11 protein-coding genes are annotated in these 14,343 nt (G+C 60.5%); 4 read left to right on the top strand and 7 right to left on the bottom strand.

The features are described from left to right. Positions 1 to 2: 2 nt before the first annotated feature. From ACY4LX_RS22740 to ACY4LX_RS22720, 5 genes are all read right to left on the bottom strand, one after another. Entirely contained in the window at positions 3 to 554 is a 552-nt protein-coding gene (locus ACY4LX_RS22740; protein ID WP_463260636.1) for a LysR substrate-binding domain-containing protein, read from the bottom strand. A gap of 54 nt (positions 555 to 608) precedes the next feature. After that, a complete protein-coding gene (locus tag ACY4LX_RS22735) occupies positions 609 to 785 on the bottom strand; it encodes a helix-turn-helix domain-containing protein (RefSeq protein ID WP_463257913.1) in 177 nt (58 codons plus the stop codon). Positions 786 to 1,422: 637 nt separating this feature from the next. Then, positions 1,423 to 2,322, bottom strand: coding sequence for a hydroxymethylglutaryl-CoA lyase (locus ACY4LX_RS22730; RefSeq protein ID WP_463257912.1), 900 nt, complete (start codon positions 2,320 to 2,322; stop codon positions 1,423 to 1,425). Between the two features lie 145 nt (positions 2,323 to 2,467). After that, positions 2,468 to 2,869: a MerR family transcriptional regulator gene (locus ACY4LX_RS22725; protein ID WP_133838710.1), complete on the bottom strand. Its 402-nt coding sequence runs from the start codon at positions 2,867 to 2,869 to the stop codon at positions 2,468 to 2,470. Between the two features lie 204 nt (positions 2,870 to 3,073). Next, the gene (locus tag ACY4LX_RS22720; protein ID WP_133838709.1) at positions 3,074 to 4,003 is read right to left on the bottom strand and encodes a LysR family transcriptional regulator; all 930 of its coding nucleotides are present in this window, start codon (positions 4,001 to 4,003) and stop codon (positions 3,074 to 3,076) included. Positions 4,004 to 4,155: 152 nt separating this feature from the next. Between ACY4LX_RS22720 and ACY4LX_RS22715 the strand changes: the two genes are divergently transcribed. Beyond that, positions 4,156 to 5,385: an acyl-CoA dehydrogenase gene (locus ACY4LX_RS22715; RefSeq protein ID WP_149659943.1), complete on the top strand. Its 1,230-nt coding sequence runs from the start codon at positions 4,156 to 4,158 to the stop codon at positions 5,383 to 5,385. 156 nt (positions 5,386 to 5,541) lie between these two features. On the opposite strand, the gene ACY4LX_RS22710 is transcribed toward ACY4LX_RS22715, so the two are convergent. Continuing rightward, positions 5,542 to 6,882 (bottom strand): substrate-binding domain-containing protein, encoded by a 1,341-nt coding sequence (locus tag ACY4LX_RS22710; protein ID WP_463257911.1) that lies wholly within the window; start codon positions 6,880 to 6,882, stop codon positions 5,542 to 5,544. Between the two features lie 166 nt (positions 6,883 to 7,048). Then, complete coding sequence (gene xthA / locus ACY4LX_RS22705) at positions 7,049 to 7,861, bottom strand: exodeoxyribonuclease III (RefSeq protein WP_463257910.1); 813 nt, start codon at positions 7,859 to 7,861, stop codon at positions 7,049 to 7,051. A gap of 230 nt (positions 7,862 to 8,091) precedes the next feature. Between xthA and ACY4LX_RS22700 the strand changes: the two genes are divergently transcribed. The 3 genes from ACY4LX_RS22700 (at position 8,092) to ACY4LX_RS22690 (ending at position 14,200) form a co-directional block, all read left to right on the top strand. Then, entirely contained in the window at positions 8,092 to 8,742 is a 651-nt protein-coding gene (locus ACY4LX_RS22700) for a GNAT family N-acetyltransferase (protein ID WP_149659940.1), read from the top strand. 65 nt (positions 8,743 to 8,807) lie between these two features. Continuing rightward, positions 8,808 to 10,535, top strand: coding sequence for an autotransporter assembly complex protein TamA (locus ACY4LX_RS22695; RefSeq protein WP_463257909.1), 1,728 nt, complete (start codon positions 8,808 to 8,810; stop codon positions 10,533 to 10,535). Continuing rightward, positions 10,532 to 14,200, top strand: coding sequence for a translocation/assembly module TamB domain-containing protein (locus tag ACY4LX_RS22690; RefSeq protein ID WP_463257908.1), 3,669 nt, complete (start codon positions 10,532 to 10,534; stop codon positions 14,198 to 14,200). Before ACY4LX_RS22695 ends, ACY4LX_RS22690 begins: the two co-directional genes overlap by 4 nt. Positions 14,201 to 14,343 lie beyond the last annotated feature (143 nt).

Genomic DNA, 14,343 nt, shown 5'->3' with positions numbered 1-14,343 from the left:
ATTCAACATTGATGTTGGCTGACATGACGCCTTCGCGGGCAAGCTTCGCTCCTACAAGGAATATCAGAGCCGTGCACCAAGCCCAATCCCGCCAGGCCGCAGGCGAGAAAAGCCTCGGAATCATTGACCTGAATCCCGCTTTTCAAACGGATAAGCACCGTTTCGCCATCGATGCAAAATTGCCAGTCCATGATCTTTCGCGTGGGCCCGGAAAAGTAATTCACCGCTAGATGCCGGTTCAGGTCCGACAGCTGGGTGGGCATGCCTTCCCGGGCCAGGTAGGCCGGGGACGCGCAGGTCAACATCGGCACGGCACCGATACGCCGGGCAATGCTGCTCGAATCCGATAGCTCGCCCAGGCGCACCACGCAGTCGATGCCTTCATTGATCATGTCCACCGCTTGATCCCCGCAGCCCACCACTAGCTCTATATCCGGGTAACGCGCGCGAAAGGCCGGCAGGGCGGGGATGATCACTTCCTTGGCCAGTGTTACCGGCAGGGCCAGGCGCAGTTTGCCTTTCGGGCTCTCGGCGTCGTGGGAAAACGTGGCCAGGGTCGAGGCGACGTCGCCGAGGATTTTCGAACACTGTTCATAGAAGCGCTCGCCTTAGGCGGTCATGCTGATTTTGCGCGTGGTGCGGTTAAGCAGGCGCACTTCGAGGGTCTTTTCCAGATGCTGGATGGCTTTGGTAATGGCTGGGCGATGCAGTTGCAAGGCGTCGGCGGCATTCTTGAAACTGCCGGTGTCGACTACCTGGGTGTAGATCTGCATGGCCTGGAACATGTCCAAAAGCGTCGGTATTCCCGGAAAAAGACCAGAGAATAACGGCAAAACGGGGGCAGCAGGAATGTAGGCGGGGGGAAAACGCCAGAAAGCACAAAGGGGAGCCGAAGCTCCCCTTTAATTTTTCGTTGCGCGTGCTCTTTTTTTATTATTGAGGGGCGGTCTGTTGTTGTTTTTGGCAACCGTGGCCCTTTACCGCTGTTTTAGTCGACCCCCATCCGGGGTCAAGAGCAAACGTATTTTTTTGAGCGCTGATCTACTTTTTCGCCAAGCGATCCAACCAGTTCGGGAGCTACCTGAAGGTAGTTTTATTGTTCTCTGCCCGGTTGCGGGTTACTCCGAAAAGCACCCTGAAAAGCACACCTTCTCCAAAAAAATCTGTTAGCTGCGTCTCTGCCGTGTTGTTCTTGTTATGTCAGAGTCGTTACGTCTTATTTTTATTGGTTTGCTGCTTTTTATTCTTGTTATGCCATAGAGATAGCAGGAGCCGTGCCAACTTTGTAAAGTCCTTTAAAATCAACTAGTTGAGATTTAGTAGGATTTTTCGCTCGGCTCAGATTCGACAATTTGTTTCCGTGTTACTCGTTTTGTACCCGCACTTCAGACAGTGCGGTAACACCCGGACACATCCACGCCGTTACTGGGCACTGCGCGCCTTGGCCACGCGCGAACCGGTGGCTCGCCCCAGCACAGTGCAAATCTGTTGGCCCGCCAGAATCAAGGCGTCCAGGTCGATACCGGTCTGAATCCCCAGGCCATTGAGCAGGTACACCACGTCTTCGGTGGCGACGTTACCGCTGGCGCCCTTGGCGTACGGGCAGCCGCCGAGGCCGGCGATAGAGCTGTCGAACACCGCGATGCCTTCCAACAGGCTGGCGTAGATATTGGCCATGGCCTGGCCATAGGTGTCGTGGAAATGCCCGGCCAGTTTGTCTCGCGGCACCTCTTTCGACACCACTTCGAACATTGTGCGGGTCGCGCCAGCGGTGCCGGTGCCGATGGTGTCGCCCAGGGACACCTCGTAGCAGCCCATGGCATACAACTCGCGGGCAACCAGGGCGACTTGCTCCGGCGCAACGTGACCTTCATAAGGACAACCCAGCACACAGGACACGTAACCACGCACGCTCACGCCGTGTTGCTTGGCCGCGTCCATGATCGGCAGGAAACGCGCCAGGCTTTCGCTGATCGAGCAGTTGATGTTGCGCTGGGAAAACGCCTCGGAGGCGGCGGCGAACACCGCGACTTCCTTGACCCCGGCGGCGAGGGCGTCTTCAAACCCGCGCAGATTTGGCGCCAATGCACCGTAAGTCACGCCGGACTTGCGCTGGATCTGTGCGAAGACCTCGGCGGAACCGGCCATTTGCGGCACCCACTTGGGCGAGACGAAACTGCCGACTTCGATATAGCCCAAGCCGGCGGCGCTCAAGGCGTCGACCAGCCGCACCTTGTCCGCAACGCTGATGGGCTGGGCTTCGTTTTGCAGACCGTCGCGGGGGCCGACTTCGATCAAGCGTACGTGGGTGGGGAGGGGCATAACAATTCACCTGTCTGTTAGAGATCGTTCCCACGCTCTGCGTAGGAATGCCTCAATGGACGCTCTACGTCCGCTTCGGTAGGAACGCGGAGCGTCCCGGGCTGCATTCCCACGCGGAGCGTGGGAACGATCAACGCGTCAGTGTTTATTGAACCGGTTGCTGGCTTTTGATCGTCTGTTCCAGCGCCTGGGTGCAGCGCTCTTGCGCGGTGTCCAGTTCCAGCTTCATCTGCTCGATGTCGAGCATCTGCTGCTCCAGTTGGTCACGGCGTTCGGCGATCTTGGTCAGCATGGTTTGCAGTTGTTTCTGGTTGCCGCCGGTGGGGTCGTAGAGTTCGATCAGTTCGCGGCATTCGGCCAGGGAAAAGCCGATGCGTTTGCCCCGCAGGATCAGCTTGAGGCTGACCTTGTCCCGGGGCGAGTAGATGCGTTCCTGGCCACGGCGCTCGGGGCTGAGCAGGCCTTGCTCTTCATAAAAGCGGATGGCCCGGGTGGTGATGTCGAGCTCGCGGGCGAGGTCGGAAATGCTGTAGGTCTGGCTGCTCATGGGCGCGCTCGAAAAAGGTCATGGCGCTAAGCTAATGTCAGGTTGACGTTTACGTCAAGTGGCAGGGGTTTTCAGTATTCTTGCGGGCCTCTTCGCGGGCAAGCCTCGCTCCTACAGGTTTGATGTCGTTCACGACATTTGGGTACAACTCAAATCCTGTAGGAGCAAGGCTTGCCCGCGAAGAACGATAACGCGGTCCAAGTCCTACGCTTTATCGAGCTTCTTCTCATGCGCCGTCACCTGCTGGCACAACTCGATCATCTGCTCGCGCATCCAGCGGTTGGCCGGGTCCTGGTCAGTGCTTTCGTGCCAATACAAGTGCGTTTCCACTGGCGGCACATCATTGACCGGCAGGTTGAACGCGTGCAAATCATGGCGACGGGCGAAGCGTTCCGGCACGGTCATGACCATGTCGGTCTGCTGCAACACCTGGGACGCCATCAAATAATGCTGGGAACGCAGGGCGATCTTGCGCTGAATCCCCATCTTCCCCAGCGCCAGGTCGACATGCCCCAAGCCACTGCGACGGCTGGAAATGTGGATGTGGGTCAGGGACAGGTAATCATCGAGGCTGAATTTCTCTTTGCCCGCCAGTGGATGGCCCTTGCGCATGGCGCACACGTAACGGTCTTCCATCAACTTGACGTGGCGCACTTGCGGGTCGGTGTTGAGCGGCGCATCCACCGCGAAATCCAGGCGACCGGCCGCCAGTTCCTTGGTGGTCTCGCGGCGCTTGGACAGGAAGCTCTCGATGATCACCGCCGGCGCCAGGCGCCGCAGGCGCTGGAACAGCGGCGGCAGGATCACCGCTTCGGTGAGGTCGGTCATGCTGATGCGGTAGGTCTTGACCGCTTGCAGCGGGTTGAAAATGCGGCTTTCCTGTACCGACACCCGCAGCAATGAGAGCGCATTGCGTACCGGGCCGATGATGTTCTGCGCCATGGGCGTGGGCACCATGCCCTGGGCGGTGCGCACGAACAACGGGTCGTTAAAGGTCTCGCGCAGGCGGGCCAGGGCGTTGGAAACCGCAGGCTGGGTAATGCCGACAATCTGCCCGGCGCGGGTCAGGTTGGCTTCGGTGTAGATCGCGTCGAAGACGATGAAAAGGTTGAGGTCGACCTTGCTCAGATTCATTGCGCTGCACTCTTCTTGTTGGTTCTCAATCACCCGATCATATATCGGTGATGAATGTTAATACACGCCGAGAATAGGCTAGGTAAATTATCAACGCTGTTCTAGCATCGATTGCATGCCCTGAACAACCTCCCAAAAGAAGGTAGCTGCCCATGGATTTCGCTTATTCGCCCAAGGTGCAAGAACTGCGTGAGCGCGTGACCGCGTTCATGGACACCTACGTTTATCCCGCTGAAGCCGTGTTCGAGCGTCAGGTCGCCGAAGGCGATCGCTGGCAGCCGACGGCGATCATGGAAGAGCTCAAACTCAAGGCCAAGGCCGAAGGCTTGTGGAACCTGTTTCTGCCGGAATCCGAACTCGGCGCCGGCCTGACCAACCTCGAATACGCACCATTGGCCGAAATCATGGGCCGCTCGCTGCTCGGTCCCGAGCCGTTCAACTGCTCGGCGCCGGACACCGGCAACATGGAAGTGCTGGTGCGTTACGCCAACGAAGAACAGAAGCAGCGTTACCTCGAACCGCTGCTGCGCGGCGAAATCCGCTCGGCGTTCGCCATGACCGAGCCGGACGTGGCCTCGTCCGACGCCACCAACATGGCCGCCCGCGCCGTGCGTGATGGCGACGAATGGGTGATCAACGGCAAGAAATGGTGGACCTCGGGCGCCTGCGATCCACGCTGCAAGATCCTGATCTTCATGGGCCTGAGCGACCCCGATGCGCCGCGCCACGCCCAGCACTCAATGATTCTGGTGCCGGTGGACACACCGGGCGTGAAGATCGTGCGACCGCTGCCGGTGTTCGGCTACGACGACGCACCCCACGGTCACGCCGAAGTGCTGTTTGAAAATGTTCGGGTGCCGTACGAAAACGTCCTGCTGGGCGAAGGACGTGGCTTCGAAATCGCCCAGGGTCGCCTTGGCCCTGGCCGGATTCACCACTGCATGCGATCCATCGGCATGGCCGAGCGCGCATTGGAGTTGATGTGCAAGCGTGCGGTCAGCCGTACCGCATTCGGCAAACCGCTGGCACGACTGGGCGGCAACATCGATAAGATTGCCGACTCGCGGATGGAAATCGACATGGCGCGGCTGCTGACGTTGAAAGCGGCGTACATGATGGACACCGTGGGCAACAAAATCGCCAAGAGCGAAATTGCCCAGATCAAGGTTGTCGCACCGAACGTCGCTCTGCGAGTGATCGACCGGGCGATCCAGATCCATGGCGGGGCCGGGGTGTCCAACGACTTCCCGCTGGCCTACATGTACGCCATGCAACGCACCCTGCGCCTGGCCGACGGCCCGGACGAAGTGCACCGCGCGGCGATTGGCAAGTTCGAGATTGGTAAATATGTGCCGAAGGAGATGATGCGTAGCGGGCATTGATCCTTATGAGCTTTTGTGGCGAGGGAGCTTGCTCCCGCTGGGGCGCGAAGCGGCCCTAAAAGACGCCAGGCAATCCGGCTGTTTCAGATGTACCGGGTTGTCTGGTTTTACGACTGCTTCGCAGCCGAGCGGGAGCAAGCTCCCTCGCCACAGAGCTCAATACACCCATACCTCAACCCGCCGATTCTTGATTCGCCCCTCATCCGCGCTATTGGCCGCCACCGGCATCTCGGCGCCAAAGCCGCGAATCTCGCGAAACACCACGCCGCTTTTCACCAGTTCCCGCCGCACAGCCATGGCCCGCAGTTTCGACAGCAGGTCGGCCCGCGCCGAGTCGCTCTTGGCATCGCCAAACCCCACCAGCGTTACCTCGCGGTTGCTCTTGTCGTGCTGCTTTATATAGTCGAGCACCCGCGACAGATCCTGCCGAGCCTTGTTATCCAGGCTCGCGCTGCCTTCTTCGAAGCGAAAATTCACCGTCAAACGCTGGGCATGCCGGCTAATAGCCTGATAACCCTCGGGCATCAGAGCATTGGGCGTGACCGCCATGGCTTGCACGGTCTGGGCGATAAAGCCATTCGCCGCGACAATCGCCTGGCCCTTGCTGCTTTGCGCGAACGCCACCAGCGCCTCGGCCCAGGGATTTTTCCCGTTCGGTGGCAGGTAAAAGAACAGTCGCCGGGACAGCGGATAGTCCTCGGTGGCAATCAAGCTGTTGAGTGGCAGCATCGCCTGGGATTGCCCATCGACGATGGCCACGGCTTTGGCCTGGCGCACGTAGGGCAGGCCGATAAACCCGATACCTTGCGGATCGAGGCTGACCGCATCGGACAGTTGCTCGCTGGACTCGAAACGTTTCGCCGCGCTGCTCAGACTTTTCCCACGCCGGCTGAGGACCAGTTCCTTGAACGTGTCGTAGGTGCCCGACTGATCATCCCGCGCATACAGATGAATCGTCCCACCGATACCGCCGAGTTCTTCCCACGTGCTGGCCTCGCCACTGAAGATGCGCGCCAGTTGTTCGGTGTTGAGCTGATTCAGCGGGTTTTGCGGGTGCAGGATGATTGCCAGGCCATCGATGGCGATGACTTGCTCGGCGCTGGGGCTTTTCAGGTCGCCCAGGGATTTGAGGTCTGCCAGTTCGCTGTCTTTGATCGGCCGGGACGAGGCGGCCAGGTCGGCGGTAGCGTTTTTCAGGGCGGTAAAACCGGTGCTGGAACCGTGGGCTGCGACTTCGATCACCACCCGGCGACCCTGGGCCGTTTGCCCGACGATCCTTTGTTCGTTGGCCTTGTCCGGGGTTTCGCTGTGCACCTTGAGCAGGCCTTGTTCCTGCATCAGCCCTTCGACCAGCGCCGGGCCCAGGTCTGCGCCAATGGTGTTGGAACCCTGGATGCGTAGCACCGGGCCGTGGTCGGGCGTCGGCAACTCACTGGCGGTGGCCGTTAACGGCACGCTGAGACACACCATTAACAGGAACATTACGCGCAGCGTCATGCCGGCACCTTAATAAGCCAAAGGAAGTGCCGGGAGAATAAGTCAGTAAGGTTTCCGAAAGATGACACTGATCGTTCCCACGCTCTGCGTGGGAGTGCATCCGGGGACGCTCCGCGTTCCGCTGTTGAATGTGACGCAGAGCGTGTGAGCGATCAGTCGAACCGGATCAGCTCAATTCAAGCCAGATCGGCGCATGATCCGAAGGTTTTTCCATCGCCCGCAGATCGTAATCCACCCCCGCATCCTTCACCCGCGGCATCAACCCGTGGGACGCCATGATCACGTCGATCCGCAACCCGCGTTTTGGCTCGTCTTCAAACCCGCGGCTGCGGTAGTCGAACCAGCTGAAACGGTCGGCCACGTCCGGGTTCAGGTGGCGGAAGCTGTCCACCAGGCCCCAGTTCTTCAGGCGCGCCATCCACTCGCGTTCTTCCGGCAGGAAGCTGCACTTGCCGGTTTTCAGCCAGCGTTTCATGTTGTCCGGGCCGATGCCAATGTCGCAGTCTTCCGGGGAAATGTTCACGTCGCCCATCACCACCAGCGGCTGTTCATTCGTGAACTGGCTTTCCAGCAGGTGCTGCAAATCGTTGTAGAAACGTTGCTTGGCCGGGAACTTGGTCGGGTGGTCGCGGCTTTCGCCCTGGGGGAAATAGCCGTTCATGATCGTCACCGGCACGCCATTGGCGTCGGCGAACGTGCCCCAGATAAAGCGCCGCTGCGCGTCTTCTTCATCGGTGGCGAAGCCTTTATGCAGGGCAATCGGTTCCTGGCGCGAGAGCAGGGCGACGCCGTAATGGCCCTTTTGCCCGTGGAAATACACGTGGTAGCCCAAGGCCTGAACCTCGGCCAGCGGGAATTGGTCGTCGTGGACCTTGGTTTCCTGCAGGCCGATGACGTCCGGTTGATGCTTTTCAATCAGCGCCGCCAGCTGATGCGGGCGAGCGCGCAGCCCGTTGATGTTGAAGGAGACGATCTTCATGGTCGGCAGTCCTGGCAAAAGGGCGATGCTAGCTGACATGTAGGAATGGGGCCAGTGTTGGGGTAAGGGGATTCGTGTTTGGCGGCAGGTTATGGTCTATACCTGTGTGGGAGCGGGCCGGCTCCAAGCCGCAACACTGATTCGGATCAGCAAGGAACTGTGGCAGCGCTATAGGCTCGTAACCAGAAGAGTGCCGTCATTTGAACGGTGCCCCGGGGAGATTTACCGATATGCCTGAAACCTCGACCGCCATTGCCGATATCCACATGCTCGACAGCGGCTACTCCCGCGAAGCGCGCTCCTTGCTGTACCAGGCTTACCGGCATGAGCCGACTTTCGGCTACCTGTTCGAAGCCGAGCGCCCCGGCTACGAACAGCGCGTACGTGCCACCGTGCGCGAACTGGTCAAACAACATTTTCTCCAGGATCTGCCCGCCATCGGCCTGCTGGTCAATGACCGCTTGATCGGCATCGCCCTGATCGCGCCGCCGCAACGTCGCCTGGGCATCACCGAAAGCTGGGCCTGGCGCCTGCGCATGGTGCTCAGCACCGGTTTTCGCTGCACCCGACGCTACCTCGAATACCACGAAGCCGTCAGCGCCTGCGCGCCATCCGATGCGGTGCACATGCTGCCATTGCTGGGGATTCACCCGCAATTCCAGGGCAAACACTTCGGCGAACAACTGCTGCAAGCCGTCCACAACTGGTGCGCCGTGGATGAAAACTCTCAAGGTGTGATCCTCGACACTGGGAATCCTCGCTATCTGGAGTTCTATAAGCGTCAGGGCTATGAGGAAATCGGCGAAGTGGCGGTAGGACCGATCCGCGAGCACGTGTTTTTTCACGCCAATCCCCAGGTGTTACAAACAGCAACGGCTTAACGGTAGAACTTTCCCGGCACCCCAGGCTCTATCACGCTCCCAAGCTCGTGATAGCATCCGCGCCTATGAAGTTTCCAGGAAGATTTACCAGTGGCGTGCTCATGCTGTTATCCAGCTGCACGGCGCTGGCGCAAAGTGAATTGGCGGTGCGGATCAAACCGTCCAACGATGAACTGAAAGCCAATATAGAGGGCTATATCGGCAGCCTCGGCGATCGTGACGAAGAAGCTTTGCTGCGCTTCAGTCGCGGCGCCGAGGAACAGGCGCGCAAGGCCGCCCAGGCCTTGGGCTATTACCAGCCGCAAATCGACAGCGAAGTGAAGGGCGGCGAGAAGCCGCGCCTGACCCTGAACATCGATCCCGGCGAACCGATCCATTTGCGCAACGTTACCGTGCGCATCGACGGGCCTGCCGCCTCGCTCAAATCTTTTCGTGCACCGCCCCCGGAGCTGCTCAAGCCGGGCGCGGTGCTCAATCACGGTCATTACGAAGACGCCAAGCGCCTGATCCAGAACCAGGCCTCGCGCTTCGGCTTTTTCAGCGGACGCTTCACCAGCCAGAAACTATTGGTGGACCCGCGTGCCGGTGTGGCCGACGTCGAGCTGATCTACGACAGCGGCCCGCGCTACGCCCTGGGCAAAGTCACGTTCGAAGGCGACACGCCGTTCGACGAAGACCTGCTGCAACGCATGGTCCCATTCAAGGCCGGCGCGCCCTATGACTCCGAACTGATCGCCGAACTCAACCAGGCCCTGCAATCGAGCGGCTATTTCGAAGGCGTGCGGGTGGACGCAGCACCGACGGCGTCCAAGGACGATGTGATCCCGGTGGCGGTCAAACTCGACACCCGCAAGCCGCGCACCATGGGCCTCGGCCTGGGTTACTCCACCGACGTCGGCCCACGCATCAAGGCCAACTGGACCCGGCACTGGGTCAACCCCCAGGGCGACAGCTATGGCTGGGAAGCCGAACTGTCGGCGCCACGGCAGAACGTCGGGGTGTTCTACGACATTCCCCTGGACCCACCGCTCACCGACAAACTGCGCTGGGCCGCCGGTTATCAATATGAAGAAATCGCCGACACCGACAGCCTGAGCAAGCTGCTGACCCTCGGCCCCGAGTGGCACAGCAAGTTGCCCAGCGGCTGGCAACGGGTGGTGTCGCTCAAATGGCAGCGCGAGGAATACACCCTCGGCGATGACTCGGGCCTGAGCACCTTGCTGATGCCGGGCGTCAGCTATTCCTATCTGAAAAGCGATAACCGCATCGACCCGCACAACGGCTATCGCCTGACTTTCGAAACCAAAGTCGCCAAGGAAGGGCTGGGCTCGGACACCAACCTGCTGTACGGCACCGCGCTGGTCAAAGGCTTGACCACGGTGTTCGACAAACACCGATTCCTCGGGCGAGTTCAGGTCGGCGGCAGCGCCACCAACGGCTACAAATCGGTGCCGCCGTCGTTGCGCTTCTTCGCCGGTGGCGACCAGAGCGTGCGCGGCTACGACTATCAAAGCCTGTCCCCGGAAAACTCCGAGGGCGACCGCATCGGTGGTCGTTACATGATTGCCGGCAGCGTCGAGTATCAATATTCCATCGCCGAAAAATGGCGGGTCGCGACGTTCATCGACCAGGGCAACTCCTTCAACACACTCGAATTGCCGAACCTCAAGACCGGTGTCGGTATCGGCGTGCGCTGGGTCTCGCCGGTAGGGCCGATCCGCCTCGACCTGGCCCACGCGATGGACGACGACGGCGGCATTCGACTGCACTTTTCCATGGGGCCTGAGTTGTGAAGCGTGGTTTGAAAATATCGTTGGCCGCGCTCCTGGCGCTGCTGATGCTGATCGTGTTGGCCATCGCCACGGTGCTCGGCACGGCGACCGGCAGTCGCTGGGCACTGGGTTTTGTGCCGGGTTTGACCGTGGAGAATTTCCAGGGCCGCTTGGGCGGGCAGTGGAGCGCCGATCATCTGCTGTGGCAGCAGGACAGCAGCCGGGTTGAGCTGAAGCAGGTGATTTTCGCCTGGTCGCCGCTGTGCCTGACGCGCATGACCCTGTGCATCGAGCAATTGCAGGCCGATCAGGTTAGCCTGCAATTCCCGCCGGGCGCCGAGGAAGAAAGCAGCGGCCCGATCACGCTTCCGGATTTGAAACTGCCGCTGGCGATTGAGCTGGGCGACGTCAAGGTTGGCAGCCTGCTGTTCAACGGCAGCGAAGAACTGCGGGGCTTGCAACTGGCGGCGCACTGGACCGAAAAGGGCATGCAGATCGACTCGGTGCAATTGCAGCGCGACGACCTGAGCCTGAACCTCTCCGGTTCGCTGCAACCCGGCGGTAACTGGCCGTTGAGCGCTGAAGGCAAACTGACCCTGGCCACCCCCGCGCCCTGGACCCTGGCGCTTAAAGTCGACGGCGATCTGCTGAAAACCCTGAACCTGAAAGCTGACAGCAGCGGTTATCTGGACGGGCAACTGACCGGCGAACTGCAACCGCTGGTGGAAAACCTGCCGGCCAAGGTGCGAATCACCGCCGACGGCTTCAAACCCGCCGCCGATCTGCCGGACACCTTGCAACTCAATCAACTGGAACTCACCGGGGTCGGTGACTTGAAAAACGGTTATCAACTGCTCGGCAAAGCCACGCTGCCCGCCGAACAAGGCCCGGTCGCGCTGTTGTTGCAAGGCAAGGTCGACGCCAAGGGCGCGCAGATTGCCGGGCTCGACCTGACCGCCAACGACAAGCAAAGTCTCAAGCTCACGGGCAACCTCGACTGGAGCAAAGGGCTTACCGCGCAAGCGAAAATCGACTGGCTGGACTTCCCGTGGCATCGCCTCTATCCGCTGATCGACGAGCCGCAAGTCGCGTTGCGCAGCTTCAACGGCGAAGTCTCCTACACCGACGGCCAATACCTGGGTAACTTCAAAGCCGCACTGGATGGCCCGGCCGGGGCGTTCACGATGAGCAGTCCGTTCGCCGGCGACCTGACGAAAATCTACCTGCAACAATTCCAGCTCGAAGCCGGGCAGGGCAAGGCCGAAGGGCACCTGAACCTGCAATTTGCCGATGGCATTGCCTGGGACACGGCGCTGGACCTGTCGGCGATCAACCCGGCGTACTGGATGGCGGAATTGCCGGGTACGTTGGCCGGGCCGTTGCGCAGTAAAGGCGAGATGAAGAATGAACAACTCAGCCTGAGCGCTGACCTCGATTTGAAAGGCAAACTGCGCGGCCAACCGGCGGTGATCCAGGCCAAGGCCGATGGCGCCGGCGAGCAGTGGAACCTCAATGCCTTGCAGATTCGCCTCGGTGACAACAGCATCAACGGCAAGGGCAGTCTGCAACAGAAACTCGCCGGGCAGATCGATATCAAGCTGCCGCGCCTGGCTCAGCTCTGGCCGCAACTGCGCGGTCAGCTCAACGGCCGGGTCGATGTCGCCGGCACACTCAAGGCACCTCAAGGCAAGCTCGGCCTGCAAGGTTCGCAACTGGCCTTCGAAGACAATCGCCTGCAAAGCCTGAACCTCGACGCCACCCTCGACAGTGCCCAACGGGCGAAGATCGACCTCAAGGGCAGCGGCATTCAGGCGGGTGAAACTTCGCTCGGGACGCTGACCGCCAGCGGCCAGGGCGATATCAAGAACCAGAAACTCAGCCTCGACCTGCGAGGCCCCCAGTTGAAACTGGCCCTCGGCCTCGACGGCGCGCTGGACAAGGGTAGCTGGCGCGGACGCCTGGCCAGCGGCGATATCCAGGCCGGCGGCCAGGACTGGAAGCTGCAAGGCCCGGCCAAGCTTGAGCGATTGGCCGACGGCAAAATCAACTTCGGCGCCCATTGCTGGATGTCCGGTCCGGCCAGCTTTTGCGGTGAAGACCAACGGCTGATGCCGGAACCGAAGCTGCGTTATCACCTCAAGCAATTCCCGATCGACAGCCTCGCCCAGTGGTTGCCCAAGGACTTTGCCTGGAAGGGCAAACTCAACGCCGACCTGCAACTGGACCTGCCGGCCAGCGGGCCCAACGGCCAAATCAGCATCGATGCCAGCGGCGGCACCTTGCGCATGAAAGAGAAGGATCAGTGGCTGGACTTCCCGTACCAGACCCTGAAACTCACCAGCAAACTCACGCCAAAACGCATCGACACCGACCTCAACTTCGTTGGCGGCAAGCTCGGCGAGTTGATGGTGCAGGCGCAGATCAACCCGCTGGCCAAGAACAAACCGCTGACCGGCTCGTTCCGCCTCAACGGTCTGGACCTCTCGGTGGCGCGGCCGTTTGTGCCGATGGTCGAGAAGCTCACCGGGCGTTTGAATGGCAGCGGCACCTTGTCCGGCGGGCTGCTGGCGCCGCTGGTCAACGGCAATCTGCTGCTCAGTGATGGCGAAGTATCCGGGGCTGAATTGCCGATGGAGCTGCAAGACTTGCAGGTGAAAGCGGTGATTGCCGGCGAAACCGTGCAATTGAATGGCGGCTGGAAAAGCGGCAAGAGCGGGCAGGGCAGCTTGAACGGCAACATCGCCTGGGGTCAGGCGCTGGTGGTGGATCTGGCGCTCAAAGGCACGCAATTGCCGGTCATCGTCGAGCCTTACGCCAAGCTCGAAGTGGCACCGGATTTGAAGATTTCGATGAAAGGCGACGAACTGGCCATCGCCGGCAAAGTGCTGGTGCCCAAGGGCGAAATCACCGTGCGCGAGTTGCCGCCATCGACGGTCAAAGTCTCCGACGACACGATCATCGTCGGTGCGCAGACCGAGGAAGGCAAACCGCCCGTCGCCATGAAAATGGACATCGATGTGGTGGTTGGCGAGGACAAACTCAGCTTTGCCGGGTTTGGCCTGACCGCGAACCTGCAAGGGCACGTGCACATCGGCGACAACATGGACACTCGCGGCGAACTCTGGCTCAACGATGGTCGGTATCGCGCGTATGGCCAGCGCCTGACGGTGCGACGTGCGCGACTGCTGTTTGCCGGGCCGCTGGATCAACCGTACCTGGACATCGAAGCAATTCGCCAGACGGATGATGTGATCGCCGGTATTCGCCTGAGCGGCAGCGCCGAGCAGCCGACCACCCAGATCTTCTCCGAACCGGCCATGAGCCAGGAGCAGGCGTTGTCCTATCTGGTGCTCGGGCGTCCGTTGAGCACCACCGGCGAAGACAACAACATGCTCGCCCAGGCCGCCCTTGGCTTAGGGTTGATGGGCAGTTCGGGGGTGACCAGCGGTTTGGCCAAGGACCTGGGCATTCAGGACTTCCAGCTCGACACCCAGGGCAGCGGCAACACCACCAGCGTGGTGGCCAGCGGCAACATCTCCGAGAAGCTCAGCTTGCGCTATGGCGTTGGCGTGTTTGAGCCGGCCAACACCATTGCCCTGCGTTACAAGCTGAGCAAGAAGGTGTATCTCGAAGCCGCCGGTGGCGTGGCGAGTTCGCTGGACATCTTCTACAAACGGGATTTCTAAACCCCTCACACCTGATCGTTCCCACGCTCTGCGTGGGAATGCCTCCCGGGACGCTCCGCGTTCCGTTCTTGAATCGTGACGCAGAGCGTCACTGGCTGCATTCCCACGCAGAGCGTGGGAACGATCAAAGCGACGACTGCTGC

Source organism: Pseudomonas sp. Emmai, from assembly GCF_055179735.1.
Note: the sequence above shows the minus strand (reverse complement) of the source record. Positions and strands in the feature narration are given on the sequence as shown.